Raw genomic sequence first — 20,636 nt, 5'->3', positions numbered from 1 at the left:
GATATTGGATATTCATTTCTACTATATCTCAGCACCGCGCATGATGCGCTCCATCCCCTTACGGAGTGTCACCATGAATGTACTGATCGTCTACGCCCACCCTGAGCCTCGCTCTCTCAACGGCGCGCTCAAGGACCATGCCCTCGCTTACTTGCAGAACCAGGGCCACAGCGTCCGGGTCTCGGATCTCTATGCAATGAACTTCAAGGCGCAGATCGACGCCGCGGACAACACCGCAAGCCAGCCCGGCACGCGTTTCCGCGCCTCGGAAGACTCGCGCCAGGCCTATGCCGACGGCACCCAGAGCGCCGATATCGCCCTGGAGCAGGACAAGTTGCGCTGGGCCGACGCGGTGATCCTGCAGTTTCCCCTGTGGTGGTTCGGCTTGCCGGCGATCCTCAAGGGCTGGGTCGACCGGGTCTATGCCTATGGCTTCGCCTACGGCGTCGGTGAGCATTCCGATCAACACTGGGGCGACCGCTACGGCGAAGGCAGCATGAGCGGCAAGCGCGCGATGCTGATGGTCAGCACCGGTGGCTGGGAATCGCATTATGCGCCACGCGGGATCAACGGGCCGATGGACGCGATCCTGTTCCCGATCCAGCACGGCATCCTGTTCTACCCGGGCTTCGAGGTCCTGCCGCCGTTCGTGCTGCATCGCACCAGCCGCATCGACGAAACGGCCTTTGCCCAGGCGTGCGCGGAGCTGGAGCAACGCCTGGATGGCCTGTGGAGCGATGCGCCGATTCCCTTCCGCCGGCAGAACGCCGGGGACTACCTGATCCCCGAGTTGACCCTCCGGCCGGAGCTGGCGCCGGGAGAGGAGGGGCTTGGGATCCATCTGCAGGGACCGCAGTTGCGAGACTGATCGACCCAGGCTTCGGCCGATTTCAGTTCGGTGTCAGTGAGAATCGGTTGAGCAGGCGTCGGGCCCATTCCCAGTTGTTGCTTTCTACCCCTGTTGCACTGGCCCCAAGCGAAGTGCAGGCCGAGCTGTCTGGCAGGGGGGCCCCTGTATCATCCATGGCTACGGGGAATGGCTGCGCGGCACATTCCGGGAATGGATACACGCCCGCCGCCAGGCGCGGATGGTGTGCCAGCGCGCCGCTGACCGGGCGATCGAACACCCTGGCGAATACGGTTTGCCGCAGTTGCGGGTTGGCGAACAGGATGAAGCCCCCCTGGGGCTCGCCCGTTCCATGTCCGTAGCGCCGCTCCTTGGCAGAACTTGGTGTCGGCTCGCCGCTGGTACGGGCGTAGGGCAGGCCGTAACGTTGCCATTGGTGGTTGCCGTCGATGGAGCGGACCATGCTGTACAGCGCCGAGTAGCGTCCCGGAACGCTGCTATCGGGAATCTGCTGTGGATTACCACCGAGCACCCAGACCAGATTGCGCAGCCCTGCCACGTCGAGCAGGGCCATCTTCGACAGGGTGCGGGCATGCTTGAGCGCAGCGAAGGCATCCGGGTCCAGTACACCCTGTTCAAGGCCGATATCCTGGTCGATCTGCTGGGCGATGGCGTCGAACACCAGCAGATCCTTGCCCGCCGAGTCTCCGGTGACGCGATACACCTCGTTGAGCTTCGCCGCCGTAGCGTTTTCCGGTCGGGCCAGGAGCTCGATGAAGTCGCCGGTGGTGCCATCCGGGGCGATGAATTTTGTCAGTTGCAACGCGGCATCGTCGGCGGCCCGCTTGGCCTGGTTCTTCAGGTGATCCTTCAGTTCGTTCAGGCGGCGATGCAGGTCGGAGAGGGGCGGCGGCAGAATCCGCTCCACGAGCTGGTTGAATTCGTCGTTCAACTGTTCGTAGAAGGCCACCGCTTTGCAAATGCTCTCGTCGACCTGGTAAGGCTTGGGCGTGAAGGCGCTGCCATAGCACTGCATCCAATGCAGGTACTCCGAGACGAAATGCGATTCCCCAGTGAGCAGGCCGATGGCGACCCGATGCGAGGTCTCGATGTATTCCCGACCTGCCACGGCGATGCCGGTGCTCCAGTTATGCGCGTATCCGGAAAGAATGTCGGAGCGGGCGATCAGGTCCTTGATGCCGTCGCGGATGAAATCGGTATTGAGCAGGTTCTCACGCAGTTCGGCGAGGCGGGCGGCCGCTTCGTCGGCAGTTTGCCTCGCCGTGCTGGTTAATTGCTGCTCAGCCTGGAATTGCGCACGCTGTACCTCGAACGCGGCGCTTGCGGCGTCCCGGGTTGCTTGCAGGGCCATGCGCTGGCTCTCGGCGGCCAGTTTTTCCTGGAGCGCGGCAGCCTCCTTGGCGACATTGGCTGTAGTCTCCGCAGCAGCCTTGGCCACGGCCGCCTGGATGTCGGTAATGCGTTTCTCGGTGGCAGTGACTTCGTTGACCAGGTTGGTGTAAACGTTGTTGACCGCATCGACGAGACTGCAAACCTGCTTGTTCACCGACTTGCAGACGTTCTTGCAGAACGGAACTATTCCACCCAGGCAGGTCCAGTTGCATCCCAGGTCCACCAGCACGTTATGGCACTGTTCGACGGCGATCTTGCTTGGGGTTGTCATCAATTGGTTGTTCAGGTCGCTGAGCGAGTTCCTCAGGCGCGCGAGGGTATCCGCGCCGTCCGTGGCGGCCTGGCGCGCGGCTTCGGCCGCGGCAGCGGCGGCCTGGGCTTCGAGGGACTTGAGATTGATCAGGTCCTGGTTCTTCTGCAGGGCGTCGGCGGCATCGTTGAAGGTGGCTTCGGCGGTGTCCAGCGCACCTTGCAGCAGGGCGAGTTGCTGTTCGCGTAGTGCCAGGGCCTCGCGGGCGACCTTGAGCTGCGCTTCACCGTTATTGACCTGCGCCCCCAGGTCGATGGATTTGGCCACATAGTCACCCAGCAGGCGTCCGGCGTCCTCTTCCAGGTCGTCGAGCTGATCGGCCAAGTGTTCGACCGACACCCGGACCCCGTTCATCGCCGAGATATGCCCGGCCACCCCGGACTTGTTGGCTGTGCGTCCGGCGGAGGAGTCGAAGATCAGTCGATCCCGCAGGTATTCGGTCGGTATGCGCAGGTCATCAGGTGCGACGGAGAAGCCAGGCAGCCTGGCGTCGATGTACTTTTCCAGGACGAAGTGCCGGCGCTCCACGGCGCGTTCGTCGCCAAGCATGAAAATGTCGCCCGAATAGGCATTTACATAGGTGTGGGCGAACACATCGCTGGCGGCATGTACCAGATAACCTGCGGCGAAGGCCAGTTCGGCGCCTGGTTTGGCGGTGCTGTAGAAGTGCACCAGCCAGTCGCTGGTGCTCCAGTCATCTTCCAGGCCGGGATGGGTGGTCACCTGCCCGGTGATCAGGTCCGGGTAGGCGTCCGGACCGAGGGTGCCGGCGAGAAACGCCTGTGGCTGGTTGCGAATGCTTGAACAGAGCGCTGCGTCCAGGGTCACGGGGACATCGCCGACTTCGATGCGACATGATCGACTCACTTCGGTAATGATCTGCTGACCAATCCAGATGTGGGTCTTCAGACCGAAGGCGGCAGCGGGTGTCGGTACCAGAATGACTGCCAACCACGCGAGAATGCCAAGCGTCCTGCTCATGTAGCCTCCTTGGTGATGTTCCGGCGCTTGTGGCAAGGCCGGGTTCGATCACCCAGACATTCGAACTTTCAATAGACGTGCGAATGCATTGACGCGCGGTATTGTCCTGCTGCGCGAGGAAGGCCTGGGAAGGCGCCTCGAACCGGGCAATCAACTACCCGTTGGTTTTCAACGTAGCAGGGTGCCATTATTGGTGTGCTGATCGGCGCAACAAAAAGTGAACTTTTTCGTGGTCTTCCGATGCACGGCATGGTGCGCCAGCGGCAATCACGGTGGATATCGACCAAGCCGCAGCTTCGGCGAATGTGTCGTTCAGGAGCGGCTGGCAGCTTGAAAGCTGTGATCATCAGGATTCGCCCAGCCAAGTTTTGTTAGGCTCTGTACGAAATGCGTTCGAACTTGCCGATGCCGCGTTAAAACAGGTCTCGAATGCATTTCGTACAGCGTGCAAGTTTGTCGCCCCTACCGAACCACCCGTCCTGGAAGAACCCCGTGGCAAGAAAATCCCGAAGAGAACTGGCCATCGCCGAACAGGGCGAGATCCCGGTCACCGTCATCGATGTGGCACGGGTGGCGGGGGTGTCGCCGATCACCGTGTCCCGTGCCTTGCATCGCCCCGAGCGGGTCAGCGAAGCCACCCGCGAACGGGTGCTGGAAGTGGTCCGGGAAATGGGCTATGTGCCGAATCTTCTGGCCGGCAGCCTGGCCACCAGCAAGAGCCGGCTGGTGGCGATCCTGCTGCCGACCATCGCCAACTCGATCTTCGCCACCCTGGTCCAGTCCGTCATGGAGCGCCTGACCGAGGCGGGCTATCACTCGCTGCTGGGCCCGACCGGCTACTCGCCGGAAAAGGAAGAGGCGCTGCTGGAGGCGATTCTCGGACGGCGCCCGGACGCCATAGTGCTGACCGGCACCCTGCACACCGACGGCAGCCGCGCGCGTCTGGCCTCGGCGGGGATTCCGGTGGTCGAGGCCTGGGACCTGAGCGAGCACGCCCTGGACATGCAGGTCGGTTTCTCTCATGAAGAGGTCGGACAACTGGTTGCCGAGCATTTCCATGGCAAAGGCTACCAGCGCTTCGCCGTGATCACCGTCGACGACCCGCGCGGCATCCGCCGTTGCGAGGGCATGACCCGGCGCCTGGGCGAACTCGGCATCACTGATGTGCCGGTCGAGGTGCTGCCGCTGCCGTCCACCTGGTTCGTCGGCAGGGAAGGGCTGCGACGCCTGTTGCAGCGAGAAACGCATCCGCAACTGGTGTTCTGCAGCTCCGACAGCGTCGCCCTCGGCGTGCTTGCAGAGGCCGCTGCACAAGGCCTGCGCGTACCCGAAGACATCGCCGTGCTCGGTTTCGGCGATACCGTCGACAGCCAGCATGCCCATCCGCCGCTGTCCACCATCAGCGTCAATTCCGCTGCCATGGGCCGCGCCGTGGCCGAGGCGCTGCTGCGCCGTCTGGCCGGCGGCAAGGCGGTAGAACATCACGACACCGGCTTCTTCCTGATCGAACGCGCCAGCACCTGAATTTCGCCTGTCCGACGAAAAACATGAAATTGCTGCTTGAATGATAACGTTATCCATACCATGATAACGTTATCGTTGTACGACGACATATGTCTTCAGCGAGCAAACCGACTACCCGCACAACAATAAATCCGTGGGAGCGTTACCCATGCAACAGGCCACTCCGGCTGCCAAGCCGACCCGCGTCCGCTACCTGATCCTGCTCATGCTGTTCCTGGTCACGACAATCAACTTCGCCGATCGCGCGACCATTTCCATTGCCGGCTCGAGCATCCAGAAAGAGCTGGGCATCGATGCCATCACCCTCGGCTATATCTTCTCCGCCTTCGGCTGGGCCTATGTGCTCGGGCAGATCCCCGGTGGCTGGCTGCTCGACCGCTTTGGCTCCAAGCGGGTCTATGCCGGGAGCATCTTCACCTGGTCGTTCTTTACCTTCCTGCAAGGCTTCGTCGGTGATTTCGGCGTCAGCACGGCGGTGGTCCTGCTGGTGCTGCTGCGCTTGTCGGTAGGGCTGGCGGAGGCGCCGTCGTTCCCCGGCAACTCGCGGATCGTCGCTTCCTGGTTCCCGACCAAGGAGCGGGGGACCGCGTCGGCGGTGTTCAACTCCGCGCAATACTTCGCCACCGCGCTGTTCGCGCCACTGATGGGCTGGATCGTCTACCGCTTCGGCTGGGAGCACGTGTTCATCATGATGGGCGTGCTCGGCATGCTGTTCTCGCTGGTGTGGCTGAAGGTCATCCACAGCCCGCGCAAGCACCCGCTGGTCAACGCTGCCGAGGTCGAGTACATCGCCAGCAACGGCGGCCTGGTCGATCTCGAAGAACAGAAACAGCAGCGCGCCGCCGGACCGCGCTGGGCCGACCTGCGTCAACTGTTGGGCAACCGCATGATGGCCGGGGTCTACCTGGGCCAGTTCTGCATCAACTCGCTGACCTACTTCTTCCTCACCTGGTTTCCTGTGTACCTAGTGCAGGAGCGCGGCATGACCATCCTCAAGGCCGGGATCATCGCCTCGCTGCCGGCGATCTGCGGCTTCCTCGGCGGCATCCTTGGCGGCGTGTTCTCCGACTGGCTGCTGCGCCGCGGCAACTCCCTGAGCGTGGCGCGCAAGACGCCGATCGTGCTGGGCATGGTGCTGTCGATGTCGATGATCGTCTGCAACTACGTGGAAGCGGACTGGATCGTGGTGGCCTTCATGGCCCTGGCGTTCTTCGGCAAGGGCGTCGGCGCGCTGGGCTGGGCGGTGGTTTCCGACACCTCGCCGAAGCAGATCGCCGGGCTGGCCGGCGGCCTGTTCAACACCATCGGCAACCTGTCATCGATCTCCACCCCGATCGTTATCGGCTACATCATCGCCGCTACCGGCTCGTTCAAGATGGCCCTGGTGTTCATTGGCGCCAACGCCCTCATCGCGGCCATCAGCTACCTGTTCGTGGTTGGCGATATCAAGCGCATCGAACTGCGCGGCACCAGCGAGCCCACTGCGGTTCCCGCCACCACCCAGGCTTCTCACTGAGCTCCGAATACAACAAGACCACAAGGAAATGTCATGAACGCACTGACCTCGACCCAGACCACCCAAGGCGCGCCGCTGATCACCGAACTGCAAGTGGTCCCGGTGGCCGGCCATGACAGCATGCTGCTCAACCTCAGCGGCGCCCACGGCCCGTACTTCACCCGCAACGTGCTGATCCTCAAGGACAACGCCGGGCGCATCGGCCTGGGTGAAGTGCCGGGCGGCGAAAGCATTCGCCAGACCCTCGAAGACGCTCGCGAACTGCTGCTCGGCCAGTCCATCGGCAACTACCAGGGCCTGCTGAACAAGGTGCGCAGTGCCTTTGCCGATCGCGATGTCGGCGGTCGTGGCTTGCAGACCTTCGACCTGCGCATCACCGTGCATGCGGTCACCGCCCTGGAATCGGCGCTGCTCGACCTGCTTGGCCAGCACCTCGACGTGCCGGTAGCGGCCTTGCTCGGCGAGGGCCAGCAGCGCGATGCGGTGGAGATGCTCGGCTACCTGTTCTATGTCGGTGACCGCCAGCGCACCGACCTGCCTTATCGCAGCGAGGACGATGCCGACAACGCCTGGTTCCGCGTGCGCAACGAAGAAGCCCTGACCCCGGAGCGGGTCGTGCGCCTGGCCGAGGCGGCCTACGAGCGCTACGGCTTCAAGGACTTCAAACTCAAGGGCGGTGTATTGCGCGGCGGCGAGGAAATCGAGGCAGTAACTGCCCTGGCCGAGCGCTTCCCCGAAGCACGCATCACCCTCGACCCGAATGGCGCCTGGTCACTGAAGGAGGCCATCGCCCTATGCCGTGACCAGCATCACGTCCTGGCCTATGCCGAGGACCCGTGTGGCGCGGAAAACGGTTACAGCGGCCGCGAAGTAATGGCCGAATTCCGCCGTGCCACCGGCCTGCGCACCGCCACCAACATGATTGCCACGGACTGGCGGCAGATGGGCCACGCGATCCAGTTGCAATCGGTCGACATTCCCCTGGCCGACCCGCATTTCTGGACCATGCAGGGCTCGGTGCGGGTCGCGCAGATGTGCAATGACTGGGGCCTGACCTGGGGTTCGCATTCCAACAACCACTTCGACATTTCCCTGGCCATGTTCACCCATGTCGCAGCGGCCGCGCCGGGTAATGTCACGGCGATCGACACCCACTGGATCTGGCAGGACGGCCAGCGCCTGACCCGCGAGCCGCTGAAGATCGAAGGCGGGTTGGTGCAGGTACCGAAGAAACCGGGCTTGGGTATCGAACTGGATCGGGATGCCTTGATGCAGGCCAACGAGACCTACCGCAACATGGGCCTGGGTGCCCGGGATGATGCGGTGGCCATGCAGTACCTGGTGTCGGGTTGGCGCTTCGATAACAAGAAGCCGTGCCTGGTGCGCTGAGTGCCTGCAACCTGATTGTCCTTGCGCCTGCTTGCCTCATCGCGGCAGGCGCATCGCACCACCATCCTGCCCCCCCCCTCGCCGAATTGCACCATGCAAGGCAATAAGCCATCATTCTCCCTCGCGACCCGCTCTGGCCCGCGGTTTAAGCAGATGTTCACGGAGGAAATGAATGACAAAGGAGAGCGTCGCGTCACTGCCGGCCGATATCCTGGATCACTGGCACAAGGCGCTGACGGCAGATGATCTGCTTGGCATGCAGGCGAGCGATGTGCGTATCCCGGTGCTGAAAGTCGAACGCATGTCGTGGCCGAACTTTGCCTTGGGATTCAGCGAGGGAAACAAACCGGCGCTGGCGTTTCTGCTCGAGCGTGTCGCCACCGAGCGCGCACGGCGTGAGGAAGATGCGCGCAGAACGCGGGAAGAGGCCGGACTCAGTGGTCCCGAACCGGAAAAGCCGGTGGAGGATCCACGTATACCCATGGCATTGGTGTTCCACCGCACCGCCTCGCCGAACGACAAGCCCTCCGCCATATGGCCGGACCCGCAGACATCCGAGTCCCCGCCACCGCGACCACTGAACATTGCCTTCTGGTTTCCTTTCGATCTGAACGAGCGCAACGAAGTCTGCCTGCCCAAGGACCTCGGCGACTGTCGCCCGCGGATCGTTCGCCAGTGGCTTGAGCCACAGCCGATGCTACGCCCGACCGAGCTGCCGCCCGCCATTGGCCATTTCCACACTTACCGCGAGGAACTGAACAGTTTCCTTCTCACCTTCAATCAGAACCCGGCCTGGAGCACCTACGTCAAAGGTTGCCTGGCACTGTTCGACAATGTCCAGGCCGATGGCAAGGCAGATGCTTTGGCCTCGATCCCCGGGTATTGGCTAGCGGTCCCACGACAACCGGGTTACGCGACCCTGGCGTTGGCCAAGGTGTACAAGGCCCTGACCGCTGCCGAGGACATCGGCGCCCTGGCACAGTTGGTCGAGCCCGACCGCTTCCGTTCGGGCATTGTGGTGGATGAGCCGGCCCCGGCTGCGCTTGTGGCCCGGCATGTGGCCATGGTCGACAAGTCTGCAAACAACGAAGCACCGGACGCGGCGCGTAGCGCGGACCCTTTGAACGACTCGCAGCGCCGTGCCTTGCACGCTCTGCTGCGCTTGCAGGGGCAGAGTGGAGTGGTGGCGGTCAGCGGTCCGCCAGGGACCGGCAAGACGGCGATGCTGCGGGCGATGATCGCCAACCAGTGGGTTCTGGCGGCGTATGACCGACAGGAGCATTGCCCGGTGACCTTTGTGTGCGGCGCTACCGGTCAGAGTGTGGAGAACGTGATGGGCACGTTCAACGGCGCGGTAGGCAGGGTTCATCCCCTGGCGCGACGCTGGCTGAACCCGGTCGGCAAACGGTTGCTCGGGTTTACTGCCAGTGCGCCGTCGAAATCCAGGGCGGGTGAGCATCGCCTCGAATTCACCATCCTTGAAGTCAAGGACAAGGTCCTGTGCACCAATGGCGTCGGTTCTGCCTGCCTGACAAAGGCTGGGAAAGAACCAGGCGACGCCGCACTCAAGCTGGCGCGGCACTTCGAGAAAGCCTTTACTGAACGGCCCGAACTGTTCCGCTCGCTGTTCAGTGAGGCGCAGAAAGAGGAGGTCAGTCAGGTCATCCGGCAGATCTGGCGTGAGCAGAAGTCCGAAAAGGTCGAGGCGAGCATGCTTTGCAAGGGCCTGGAGACCCTTGCCGGGATACTTCATAGCGGTCTGGTGTCGGCCATCGAACGTCAGGCCGACATCGACGCACTGGACGATGTGCAGGCCCTGGCCGAGCGCTTTCCGAGTGAGGGGTGGTCCTGCGCATGGGTTGAAGGCATCCAGGCGGATCTGCTCCGCGCCGCGACACCCCAGGCGCGCCAGGCGCAGCAGCAGAAGTTGCTGGATGTGGTGTGGCGCCCGGTCATTTTCCAGCTCGCCGCACGCTATTGGGAGACCCGTTGGCTGATCTCGGTCATCGCCTGTCCCACGCCGCCGGACCGGCAAAGCGCGCTTAGGCGTGCGGCCATGCTCTTTCCCTGCATCGTCGCCACCCTGCACAGCGCGCCGAATCTGCTGAGCGATGGCAAGCAGCCGCTGTTCGCCTTCGTCGACCTGCTGATCATCGACGAGGCGGGACAAGCCGCGCCGGAACTGGGCGTACCGGTACTGGCCCTGGCGAAGCAAGCGGTGATCGTGGGTGACATGAAGCAATTGTCGCCGGTGTCTTCGGTGACTCCCGAAGTGGAGGCCCGCCAGGTGGCTGATCGCTGGCCCCAGCAGCCCTGGCTGGAGGGGTTGCGGTATCGTGGCGCCGACGCGGCCAGCGGTTCGGTGATGAAACTGGCCGCGACCTCTGCGTCTTTTGCCGAGGCCATGCCCGATGGACGTCTGCGTGATGGTCTGCTGCTGCGTGAGCATTACCGCTGCGCGGAATCGATCATCAACGTTTGCATCGACCTGCTCTATCACGATCATGACCGGGATGCGCAGGGCGACGTGATCAGCCGCGAGCTCAAACCCATGGTTCGCGACCCGTTGCCGGGTTGCTTCGAGGACGCTGGGCTGGCGCTGCTGGAAGGAGACGAAGAAATCCGCCTGCGCAAGCGCCTGAAGGGCACCTTCCCGCTGCCGCCGCTGGCGTTCTACCAGACCGGCGGCCCTAATGACGAGCCGTGCAAGGGCGACTCCTGGTCCAACCCTGGCGAAGCCGAGGCCATCGCCAATTGGCTTAGGGCATTCGGGCCGCGTTTGGCGAAGTGGGCCGCTCGGGTCGAGGGGCACCCGGAGCGGCCGGTGCCCCTGGAAAAACTGGTAGCGATCGTCACCCCGTTTCGCGGTCAGGTCGAGGCGATCAAGAGCCGGATACGCGAGCTTCTCGATCCCGAGGACGCCAATCTCAGCGCACGTTTGACCATCGGCACCGTGCATACCCTGCAGGGTGCGGAAATGCCGGTAGTGCTATTCAGTGCCGTGAACCGGGAAAGCCGTGCCACCTGCCGCACGGCGGATAACCACCGCGACCGGGTATTCATCGACCGCGATGACGGCCGCCTGCTCAACGTGGCGATCAGCCGGGCGCAGAAGAGCTTCATCCTGTTCGGCCATTCCGACCTGTTCTTTGCCCAGCAAGCGATGGACCCGCTCAACGACTTGCCGTCGGCCGTGGTCGGCCGCTGCCTGGCCGGGGTGCGCGAGCCGGGTCATGAACGGCTCACCGGTGCTCCGCGGGTGCCGGCTCGCAAGCTGGGACCATCAACCCTGATGGTGGTGGAGTCGGTGCACAAGGCAAGGATCATTCAGGAATTGGTGGGCGAGGGTACCCAGGTGTTCGGCTGTGGCGGTCACATTCGTGATTTGCCAGGGCCCGGGACGGTCGCCTGGCAGGATGGCCTCAAGCCGCACTGGCAGTTGAGCGAGCGCGAGGGCAGTGAACTTGCGAGCGCCCTGCGCAATACCGGTAGCCGCCTGTTGCAGTGTGACGAACTGGTACTGGGCACCGACGATGACGCTCAGGGCGAAGCCATCGCCTGGCACATGATCCAGGTGCTCAAGGAGGCGCCGTGGTTTATGCATGTGCGCAGGATCCGGCGCATACGTTTCCATGCCTTGACCAAGGAGGAAATGCAGAGGGCCCTGTTGGACGGGCATTGTGTCGAGACTCATGGTGACGGCGCCGAAACCCGCGCGGCCAGCGCTTGTCGAGCCCTGAACATGGGCCTGGCCTACGGCGCCATTGCCTTGCGGATACTGGACAACCTGATTGGCTCTGTCTACTTGCGCCATGGCATTCCCGGCGGCGGGCGGGTCAAGGGACCCTTGCTCCGGGCCCTGGCCGGGGAGGGTGATTCTGCACCTGTCGCGGCCAGGCCGGGCAAGCGCCAGGGCATCGCCATCCGCTTGAGCGTGAACGGTACCCCGGTGCCTGCACGCCTGATGGTGCTGCGTGAAGGCGAGGCCTGGTTACCCTGGGGCAGCAATGACAAAGAGCAGGTCGACAAACTCGTCGATCTGCTGCCGCACGCCATCGTCGCGACCTCGCCCTGCCTGATCGAACAGGAGGAGCGTCTGTTGGCGCCGGCCGAGTCGCTTGGCACCAACCTGATTCTGCAGGAAGCCTTCAGGCGCTTCGGCTGGCTGCCGTCGTACACCATGAATGCGTTGCAGAAACTCTACGAAATGCGCCCAGGTGCGGACGCGCCCGCTCTGCGTACCACTTCCACGGCCTGGGCGGCCCTTGATGAGCGGGGCGAGCTGTACCTCACCTCGGCAGGGCGCGCCCAGGCTGGGACGCTGCTGGAGAAGAGCTGGTTGAAGAAGATCAGCGCGAACGAGTTGCTGAAGGATTTCGATAATGCGCTGGGCGATCTGTCCACCAGGGTGGAGGCCAGCGAAGATGACTATCGCCAGTTCCTGTGGACCTGGGCGTCGAGGTTCGATGACGTAGCCCCGGTGGCTGCTGGCGAGGTTGTTGTCGCCGGGCCCGAGGCGCCGACCATCGATGAACAGGGGCAGGTAATTGCCTTGTTCGCTGGCCAGCCGGAAGTGGCACGTAGCACCTGGGCTGCGGCATCCGCGATGCCGGTGACGGCGCTGCAGAGCTCCGTCGACCCGGACCCCGACTCTGACCCCGAACCTGCGCTGGAGGATGCATCCGAGCGCGAGCCGGAGGCGAAAGGCGGCCGCGCCGGCGCCCATGGCGCTCTGCTCCCGCTGAATATCGAGGTGGCCGCCGACAGCCCGTCGATGGCCGGCTTCACGCCACAGCAGCGTCAGCTTTACGACATGATGACCAGGCTCACCTTGGCCTCTGCCGTGCGCGATGGCGAGATGCACTGTGTGCGCCGGATCTATCCGCTGTCATGGCCGGGTCGGGAGGTCAAGAACAAGACCGAGCTCGGCGTGGAGCTGATCACCGGGCGGCCAGGCGCCTACACCGGCTGGTTCGACCTCGACCCCGACGGCATCGGGCGTCACACCGACGGCTGGGCGCCGTTCGAGATGGAGGTTTTGCTCGACGCTGAGCAGGCGCCCGCCCTGCGCCTGGAACTGCCCGACCACCCTGTACGCACCCGCTCGCTGCTCGAACCGAAGGTCGACCGCCTCCTGGCCTGGATGCAGGCGCGCGGACACGGCCGGCCCTCGACCTTTGGCAAGCACATTGAAGACTTGATTCGCGGCCACGGGCCGCTTGATCCGATGGAGGCGCTGACGGATGAATAGCCAGTTCGCGGCCATGAGCCGGGTGCGAAGCGCCTACGCCGCAGTGCTGCAAAACCCGGGCGACGTCAATGCCCAGGCGGCATTCCAGGCGGCTCACCAAGCCGAGCAGAATACCTACGTCGACGCTTTCGACGTGGGTGGCATTTCCTACCCGCGCTCCGATGGGCACAAGATGAGCGAGCGCGAGGCGCGAGCGGTGATTTCGAAACTGCTCACCACGCCGGGGGAGGTGCTGAACCTGCGGCCCAGCGTGATCGAGGCGGCCTACCCGCTCGAGGACGAGGTGCTGCGTGACGAGATCAACGGGGTCGTGGCGCTTGCCCGGGACATCAACCGCCTCGACTGGCGCACGGACACCCTGGATGCGAAGAGCAAGGAGAAGATCCGCGAACTGCTGCGGATGCCTACGCTGGCTGGTGCCTACAAGGCCATCAAGAAGACCAAGAGTGTTGCCAACCGCAGTGTCCTGAGCATCTACCGGGGGTACGATGCCGACCATCTGATTCGCGACGAAGTGCTGCGCGGGATGGCGGTCCGCAAGCAGTCCAGTACCCTCGACGAGAGCTTCGCGACGTACCTGCAGGACTCGCAGAACAAAGGGTCGCAGCACCGCTATGTCACCGAACAGCAGGATCTGGCGCTGAAGAAGCTTCTCGCCAGCACTGCCAAACCGACACTCGGTGCCTACCTGGAGCACGTCTTCGTGTGGATGACCCACGTCTATACCACGGCCGACCTGGGGGTCGATGTGGCAATCAAGAAAAGCCACCTGGGTAGCGGCGATGATTTCGCCAGGTTCAGTGTCAAGGGCTTTGCCCTGACCCAGGCCGGTTACATGACCTGGCCCGAGCGCCAGGAGGTCGGTCGCGCCGTGGCCCTGGCCCTGATGATCGAGGCCAGGGATTTCTATGCGGGCCTGAACAAGGGCCTGGACTATGTGCTGCCGATCGGCCTCACCACGACTCCCGGCGCCCAGCCAGCGCAGCCATCCCCACTCCCATCCGCGACATGAGCCCCGACAATGACTGAATCGACCCTGGTGCCTGACGGCAGGCGCTATCAACTGGCGGACCTGACCCTGGCCATGCAGCAGCCGTGGTTCGCTGTGCATGTGCATGACGAACAGAGTCCCATCTCGTCGTGGATCCTCAGTGGCGAGCCTGAGGCGGACGGGCTGGGTGTGCGGGCGCGTGTCTGGCTGGCAGATGTCATCCAGGGCATCGTCGCTGACGGGGATGGGCGGGTCTGGGCCATCACCCGGGACGATCAGTTGATCACCAACAGCGACCTGCGGCAGGTCGCCGGATGGCGGCGGATGGATGCACACCCGCAGTTGCCGGGGGAAGGGCATTGGTACTCGCGCAAGATCAGCTGGCATGCCGCCGATGGTGAGCGCATCGAGCTGGCCAGTTGCCTGGCCTGGGTCAACGACGGTCTGCTGATTGGCACCGTATCCCGTTGTCTGTATCGCTGGACATCCGGCGAGCATGCCAGACTCGAGTACGAAGAGCAGGGTGTGGGCGCCATGGGCGGCGTCAACTCGATCGTTGTGACGTCCGGCGCCGTGCATGCCTTGGGCTACGGTGGATTGCTCCTGCGTCGAAACGCGCCAGGTGCCTGGCAACGCCTGCAGGGACCCTGGCCAGAGGAGGCGACGGCCTTCGTCAATCTGATTGCCGGTGTCGAAGGTCCAGCGGGGGCGCTATGGGTGGTGGCGGCGGGAGGCTCGGTGATTCATGTGAGCGCAGACGAAGTCGGCATGCTCGCCCAGGTTCCGGGCGAACCGCTGGGTATCTGTCGCTTTCAGCAGCAATGGTTCGTCTCGACCCTGGACGGTTGCTATGAGCTGTGCGCAGAGGGTGAGGTGGCATTGGTCAGGCGTGGGGTGCTTATGGGCAAGTCGATCGCCAGCAGTGATTGCTTGATCGCCTTCGATGCCGAGCCGCCGCTGCCAGACAGCGCCGGGGTTCATCTGTGGTTGCGTTCGCGGACGAGGGATCGCTGGGTTCGGCAGTTGTTGTGTCGGGCTTGAGGGGTAAAAGTCGCTGCAGTGCCCTCGGCCAGCGTGTTGCATTCAACTGATCAGTTCCCGGGCAATCAGATCCAGCCGGTGCCCCACCTCATGTTTCAATACCTCGATGAAGCGGCTGATCTTGGCATCGACGAACTGCCGCGAACTGTACACCGCATACACATTGCGCTCCTGCGTGTAGTAGTCCGGCAGCACCCGCACCAGATTGCCCGCACGCAGGTCGTCGATGGCCGAGAACCCGGCCAGCAGGCCGATGCCTGCGCCGCTTCTGATTGCCACCGCCATCGCCTCCATGTCATTCACGCTGAAGCCAGGCCCGGCAGGGACGAAGCAGGCATCACCATGCCGGCTTTTCAGCTGCCACTCATCCCGCGCGTAATCCACCGTACCCAGCAGCAGGCACTGATGCTGCGCAAGGTCCTGTGGCGTCTCGGGCGGTGCATGACGCTCCAGGTAGTCGGGGGAGGCCACCAGCACGCAGTGGCTGACGCCGATCTTCTGGCTGACCCAGGCCGAATCCGGCAGGGTTCGTGCGATCTGCAGCGAGACGTCGAGCTGGTCTTCCAGCAGGTTGGGCATTTTCTGCGACAGCAGCAGGTCGACGCTGACCTGGGCGAAGGTCTTGCGGTAATGCAGCACCGCCTCGGTCACCAGGTGCCGGGCCAGGCCGGGCACGCAATGCACCCGTAGCGTCCCGCGCGGCTCCAGCAGGGCGTCGCGGGCCTCGGCCTCGGCGTTGTCCAGGTCGGCGAGGATGGCGGTGCAGCGTTCATAGAAGCGCCGCCCGGTATCGGTCACCACCAGGCGCCGGGTCGAGCGCTGCAACAGGCGTGCGTCGAGCATCTGCTCCAGCGCCGAGACCGCGCGAGAGACATTGCCCACCGTCGAGTCGAGGTGGTTGGCCACGGCGGTGAAGCTGCCCATCTCGACCACCTTCACGTACACCGCCATGTTCGACAGCTTGTCCATTGCGACCTTTCCCGAGCCCTGTTGATTGTGCGGATTCGCGGCAAATGAAAAGCGATATTTCCTTCTGGCACAACAGTCATTCCCGTTGGCCGGGCTAAATCCGAGCTGCCGTCCTCCCTAGACTCGCTGCTACCGCCCCCGGCAACCCTAAGGAAGACGACAACCATGACTACCCCCTACGACCCGCTTTACCTGTTTATCGACGGCGAATGGATCGGCACTGAAGGCCGTGCCAGCGCCCCTGTGGTCAACCCTGCCAGTGAAGCCGAGATCGGCCGCGTGCCGCTGGCCAGCAGCGCCGACCTTGACCGGGCCCTGGCGGCAACCGGGCCTGCGTTCGAGCAGTGGCGCCGCACCCCGGCCAGCGAGCGGGCGTGGATCCTCAAGGGCGCGGCCGACCTGCTGCTCGAGCGTGCCCAGGCCATCGCCACGCAACTGACCCTGGAAGAGGGCAAGCCGCTGGCCGAGGCCCTGGATGAAGTGAGCCGCGCCGCCGAGTACTTCGAATGGTTCGCCGAGAGTGCGCGGCGCATCGATGGTCGAGTAGTGCCGTCGAGCCGCCCCGGCGTGCTGCAACTGGTCAAGCGCGAGCCCATCGGCCCGGTGGCGGCCTTTACCCCGTGGAATTTCCCGGCGATCACCCCGGCGCGCAAGCTGTCCGCCGCTCTGGCCGCTGGTTGCAGCGTGATCCTCAAGCCCGGCGAGGAAAGCCCGGCCACGGCCCTGGCCATCGCCCGTGCCCTGGACGATGCCGGCCTGCCCAAGGGCGTGCTGCAAGTGGTGTTCGGCGTGCCGGATGAAGTTTCCAGCCAACTGATCGCATCGCCGCTGATCCGCAAGGTCGCCTTCACCGGTTCGGTGCCGGTCGGTCGGCTGCTGTCGGCCAAGGCTGCACAGGGGGTCAAGCCGATCACCCTGGAGCTGGGCGGACACGGGCCGGTGCTGGTGTTCGCAGATGGCGATATCGAACGCGCGGCGCGGGAAGGGGCTGCCAATCGCTTCCGTGGTACCGGTCAGGTGTGCATTTCCTCGACCCGTTTCCTGGTGCAGCGCGCGGCCTATGCGGAATTCGTCGAGCACTTCGTTGCCGCCACCCGAGCGCTGCGGGTTGGTGATGGCCTCGATCCCCGCACCCAGGTCGGCCCGCTGGCCAACCTGCGCCAGGTGAGCAAGATGGAAGAACTGGTGGCCGACGCCGTGGCCAAGGGCGCCAGGGTGCTGACTGGCGGCGAAAGCCTGCCCGGCCCCGGCTATTTCTTTGCCCCCACGGTTTTGACCGAGGTGCCGATGAGCGCGCGGATCATGCATGAGGAACCCTTCGGCCCGATCGCCATCCTGATGCCGTTCGATGAGCTGGAAGACGGGCTGGAAGAAGCCAACCGCCTGCCTTACGGACTGTCGGCCTACGCCTTCACCAACAACGCGCGCACCGCCATCGACGTCGCCGACGGCTTGCAGGCGGGAATGATCGGTATCAACCAGTACCGCATCGTCGCCACCGAACTGCCGTTCGGCGGGATCAAGGACAGCGGCCACGGCTCCGAAGGCGGCAGCGAAGGCATCGAGCACTACCTGACCAACAAATTCATCAGCCAGATCTGAGCCGGGAGACCCATCCATGAAAGCCATTACCCTGGAAACCTTCGGCGGTCCCGAAGTCCTTGAACTCAACGAAGTCGCCACGCCGCTGGTGCGCTCCACGGACCTGCTGGTGCGCGTGCACGCCGCCGGGGTCAATCGTGCTGACCTGACCCAGCGCCGCGGCGGCTATGGCCGGCCCGACTTCGGCGACTCGCCGATCATTGGTCTGGAAATCGCCGGCGAGGTGATCGAGATCGGCAGCGAGGTCAGCGGCTATCGGGTCGGCGACCGGGTCATGGGCATCGTCGGTGGCGGTGCCTACGCCGAGATCGCCCGTATTGACCATCGCATGGCCATGCCGATTCCGGCGCAACTGGACTATGTGCATGCGGCGGCGATTCCTGAAGTCTTCGTCACCGCCCACGAAGCCATGCTTCACCTGGGGCGGTTGCAGATGGGCGATTCGGTGCTGATCCATGCCGCTGCCGGTGGAGTCGGTTCGGCTGCGGTGCAACTGGCCCGTGCCAGCGGCGCCCGGATCTTCGCCACGGCCGACGGCGGCAAGCGGGCGCGGGTCGAACAGCTCGGCGCCGATCGGGTCATCGACTACAAGCAGGAGGATTTCGCCGAGGTCATTGCCCGGGAGACGGAGGGCCGTGGCGTCGATGTGATCGTCGATTTCATCGGCGAGCCCTGGTTCGCCAGCAACCTGCGTTCCCTGGCCAACGGCGGGCGGCTGGTGCAGGTCGGCATTCTCGGGGGTGGTGGCGAGGTCAAGCTGCAATTGCAGGACATCCTCTACCGTCATCTGCAGATCATCGGCACCGTGATGAAGTCGCGCAGCCAGCGGGAAAAACACGCCATGGTCCGGCGTTTTCGCGAGCACTGGCTGGAGCGTTTCGATGAAGGCGGGCGCCTGCTGCCGGTGGTCGACAGCAGCTTCCCGCTGGCCTGCGCCGCCGATGCCCATCGGCGTATGGAGTCGGCAGAGAATGTCGGCAAGATCATCCTGACGATGAACGGCTGAATATTCCTGCGGATTTGGCTTGTGGCCACTATGCTCCGGCAATGCCATCAGAGATGATGGCATTTTGCTCGGGGAGGGCGGCCATTTTGACAAGAATCAACGCTGCACAAGCGGTACGAACAACGCTGCTGGGATCGACCCTGGCGCTGCTGGGGGGTTGCATACTCGACCCGATCTCGATCATCACCGATCCGATCATGTATGCCGCCGACGCAGCCGGGCCGACCGACGCCGAGTTCAAGGCGCAGAACGATGCGCAGGTCAGGCAGTACCTGGTCGACCACTATCGTGGCCAGACCTGCGCGCAGATCACCGTGCAGTGGGCCGAGCGCAAGGCCGCCGTGGCCCGCGACAGTACCCAATGGGGCGGGCCGGTGGCGCTATCGGCGGCGGAACAGGTGGCCAGGGAAAAGGGCTGTTCAGTGGATGACACTGTCGCGACCACGGTAACGGCCCCCACCTCGTCGACGGCCTCGGCAACGCCGGCGCCTGTACTCGACGCACCGGAGCGGGATCCGGCCAGTTTCGCCTCGGTCATTGCCAATCCGCCGGCGGGCTGGGGGCCGACTTCGCCCAAGGGCACGCGACAAAGGACCCTGGCGCAGTGGATCGCCGAGGAAACCCCGGAGCACTACCAGAACCGTTCCTGCGATTACCTCAACCAGGCGTTCTTCGTCAGCCGGCAAATGGAAGGCCTGACGGATGTCGGCGCCCAGGCCTGGGGCGCGAGCCGGCGGGTTGCCGTGCGCAAGGTGCTGGATAGCCGCGACTGCCCGGCATGGACCACCAATGGCTCCGGCCGGACCGGGATCGGCATCAGCCCGATCGACCCGATCAAGGCGCCGCTGCTGGGCATGCCGGCAGCGGGCGCCTCGGTCGAACGGGTGATCCCCGGTGGCAATGGCGAGAAGGCCGGCTTGCAGTTCACCGACGTGATTGTGGCCGTGGATTCGGCGCCAGTAGCTGATTCGATCGATTACCAGGTGGCGGTCGGCCGGCTGCCCACCGGTGCCACGGCCATGCTCAAGGTCTGGCGCAAGAGTGCCTTCATCAATGTGCCGATCGTGATCGGGCCGCCACTCGCCGCGCCTGCTGCGCCGGCTGTGGCTGCGAGCAAACCGAAGCGGACCACCTCCACGCCGCTGCTGGACATGCAGATCGGTCCGGTCAGCGCCGACTATGCCAAGGCCGTGGGCCTGGCGGAGGCGAAGGGCGCCTGGGTGATCGAAACGCTAAAAGGTGGAGAAGCCGAGCGTGCCGGGTTGAAGCCGCTGGACGTGATCATCGAAGTGTCGGGGCAGGAGATCGCCACGCCGCAGGATCTGAATGTCATCGGCTCGCGGATGCGCGAGGGCTACAAGGCATCGGTGGTGGTCTGGCGGGATCGGGCCCGTAAGGATCTGCAGATGGTGCTGAACTGAGGTGATTCGCCTGTGGACTCACTGCATCAATCGCTGGCAAGCCAGCTCCCACAGGTTTTGTGTCTGGCCTGAATCCAGCGGCTGGCCCGGAACCCCTGTGGGAGCCGGCTTGCCGGCGATGAGGCCATCAGTTTCAACATCAGACCTGCTGACAGGGTAGTTCTTGCCGGCCTAATCGCTGGCAAGCCAGCTCCCACAGGTTCCTGTGCCAGGCCCGGATCCAGCGGCTGATCCGGAACCCTGTGGGAGCCGGCGTTGCCGGCGATTAGGCCATCAGCTTCAACATCAAGCCTGCTGACAGGGTAGTTCTTGCCGGCCTGATCGCTGGCAAGCCAGCTCCCACAGGTTCCTGTGCCAGGCCCGGATCCAGCGGCT

12 protein-coding genes are annotated in these 20,636 nt (G+C 64.1%); 10 read left to right on the top strand and 2 right to left on the bottom strand.

Annotation, left to right across the window (positions count from 1 at the left end; all coding sequences use genetic code 11):
- The first annotated feature begins 73 nt into the window (after positions 1-73).
- Entirely contained in the window at positions 74-868 is a 795-nt protein-coding gene (locus tag ACODSK_RS16800; RefSeq protein ID WP_489017700.1) for an NAD(P)H-dependent oxidoreductase, read from the top strand.
- A 22-nt stretch (positions 869-890) separates the two neighbouring features.
- Here ACODSK_RS16800 and ACODSK_RS16795 read toward each other — a convergent pair whose 3' ends face one another.
- A complete protein-coding gene (locus ACODSK_RS16795) occupies positions 891-3,551 on the bottom strand; it encodes a zinc dependent phospholipase C family protein (protein ID WP_489017698.1) in 2,661 nt (886 codons plus the stop codon).
- Between the two features lie 492 nt (positions 3,552-4,043).
- Here ACODSK_RS16795 and ACODSK_RS16790 point away from each other — a divergent pair, with 492 nt between their 5' ends.
- The 6 genes from ACODSK_RS16790 to ACODSK_RS16765 all read left to right on the top strand — a co-directional run bounded on the left by ACODSK_RS16790 (position 4,044) and on the right by ACODSK_RS16765 (position 15,263).
- Complete coding sequence (locus ACODSK_RS16790) at positions 4,044-5,075, top strand: LacI family DNA-binding transcriptional regulator (RefSeq protein ID WP_489017696.1); 1,032 nt, start codon at positions 4,044-4,046, stop codon at positions 5,073-5,075.
- Positions 5,076-5,223: 148 nt separating this feature from the next.
- Positions 5,224-6,591, top strand: a complete 1,368-nt coding sequence (locus ACODSK_RS16785; RefSeq protein WP_489017694.1) for an MFS transporter — start codon at positions 5,224-5,226, stop codon at positions 6,589-6,591.
- 33 nt (positions 6,592-6,624) lie between these two features.
- A complete protein-coding gene (gene gudD, locus ACODSK_RS16780; protein ID WP_489017692.1) occupies positions 6,625-7,980 on the top strand; it encodes a glucarate dehydratase in 1,356 nt (451 codons plus the stop codon).
- A gap of 172 nt (positions 7,981-8,152) precedes the next feature.
- Positions 8,153-13,231: an AAA domain-containing protein gene (locus ACODSK_RS16775; RefSeq protein ID WP_489017690.1), complete on the top strand. Its 5,079-nt coding sequence runs from the start codon at positions 8,153-8,155 to the stop codon at positions 13,229-13,231.
- Positions 13,224-14,243: a hypothetical protein gene (locus tag ACODSK_RS16770; RefSeq protein ID WP_489017688.1), complete on the top strand. Its 1,020-nt coding sequence runs from the start codon at positions 13,224-13,226 to the stop codon at positions 14,241-14,243. The genes ACODSK_RS16775 and ACODSK_RS16770 overlap by 8 nt, the downstream gene beginning before the upstream one ends.
- Before the next feature lie 9 nt (positions 14,244-14,252).
- Positions 14,253-15,263: a hypothetical protein gene (locus tag ACODSK_RS16765; RefSeq protein ID WP_489017686.1), complete on the top strand. Its 1,011-nt coding sequence runs from the start codon at positions 14,253-14,255 to the stop codon at positions 15,261-15,263.
- Between the two features lie 42 nt (positions 15,264-15,305).
- Here the strand turns inward: ACODSK_RS16765 and ACODSK_RS16760 are convergent, their stop codons facing one another.
- A complete protein-coding gene (locus tag ACODSK_RS16760) occupies positions 15,306-16,232 on the bottom strand; it encodes a LysR family transcriptional regulator (RefSeq protein WP_489017684.1) in 927 nt (308 codons plus the stop codon).
- A gap of 165 nt (positions 16,233-16,397) precedes the next feature.
- On the opposite strand from ACODSK_RS16760, the gene ACODSK_RS16755 reads away from it, so the two are divergent.
- The 3 genes from ACODSK_RS16755 to ACODSK_RS16745 all read left to right on the top strand — a co-directional run bounded on the left by ACODSK_RS16755 (position 16,398) and on the right by ACODSK_RS16745 (position 20,261).
- Positions 16,398-17,834, top strand: a complete 1,437-nt coding sequence (locus ACODSK_RS16755; protein ID WP_489017682.1) for an NAD-dependent succinate-semialdehyde dehydrogenase — start codon at positions 16,398-16,400, stop codon at positions 17,832-17,834.
- A gap of 16 nt (positions 17,835-17,850) precedes the next feature.
- Positions 17,851-18,840, top strand: a complete 990-nt coding sequence (locus ACODSK_RS16750; RefSeq protein ID WP_489017680.1) for an NAD(P)H-quinone oxidoreductase — start codon at positions 17,851-17,853, stop codon at positions 18,838-18,840.
- Positions 18,841-18,926: 86 nt separating this feature from the next.
- The gene (locus ACODSK_RS16745) at positions 18,927-20,261 is read left to right on the top strand and encodes a PDZ domain-containing protein (protein WP_489017679.1); all 1,335 of its coding nucleotides are present in this window, start codon (positions 18,927-18,929) and stop codon (positions 20,259-20,261) included.
- The last annotated feature ends 375 nt before the right edge of the window (positions 20,262-20,636 follow it).

The organism is Pseudomonas sp. FG98, assembly GCF_057808595.1.
Note: the sequence above shows the minus strand (reverse complement) of the source record. Positions and strands in the feature narration are given on the sequence as shown.

What these genes read in the sequence shown, in the direction of transcription:
- ACODSK_RS16760 (WP_489017684.1), bottom strand. Translation starts at nt 16,232, where the DNA reads ATGGACAAGCTGTCGAACATGGCGGTGTACGTGAAGGTGGTCGAGATG.
- ACODSK_RS16750 (WP_489017680.1), top strand. Translation starts at nt 17,851, where the DNA reads ATGAAAGCCATTACCCTGGAAACCTTCGGCGGTCCCGAAGTCCTTGAA.
- ACODSK_RS16770 (WP_489017688.1), top strand. Translation starts at nt 13,224, where the DNA reads ATGAATAGCCAGTTCGCGGCCATGAGCCGGGTGCGAAGCGCCTACGCC.
- ACODSK_RS16795 (WP_489017698.1), bottom strand. Translation starts at nt 3,551, where the DNA reads ATGAGCAGGACGCTTGGCATTCTCGCGTGGTTGGCAGTCATTCTGGTA.
- ACODSK_RS16755 (WP_489017682.1), top strand. Translation starts at nt 16,398, where the DNA reads ATGACTACCCCCTACGACCCGCTTTACCTGTTTATCGACGGCGAATGG.
- ACODSK_RS16775 (WP_489017690.1), top strand. Translation starts at nt 8,153, where the DNA reads ATGACAAAGGAGAGCGTCGCGTCACTGCCGGCCGATATCCTGGATCAC.
- ACODSK_RS16765 (WP_489017686.1), top strand. Translation starts at nt 14,253, where the DNA reads ATGACTGAATCGACCCTGGTGCCTGACGGCAGGCGCTATCAACTGGCG.
- ACODSK_RS16785 (WP_489017694.1), top strand. Translation starts at nt 5,224, where the DNA reads ATGCAACAGGCCACTCCGGCTGCCAAGCCGACCCGCGTCCGCTACCTG.
- ACODSK_RS16800 (WP_489017700.1), top strand. Translation starts at nt 74, where the DNA reads ATGAATGTACTGATCGTCTACGCCCACCCTGAGCCTCGCTCTCTCAAC.
- gudD (WP_489017692.1), top strand. Translation starts at nt 6,625, where the DNA reads ATGAACGCACTGACCTCGACCCAGACCACCCAAGGCGCGCCGCTGATC.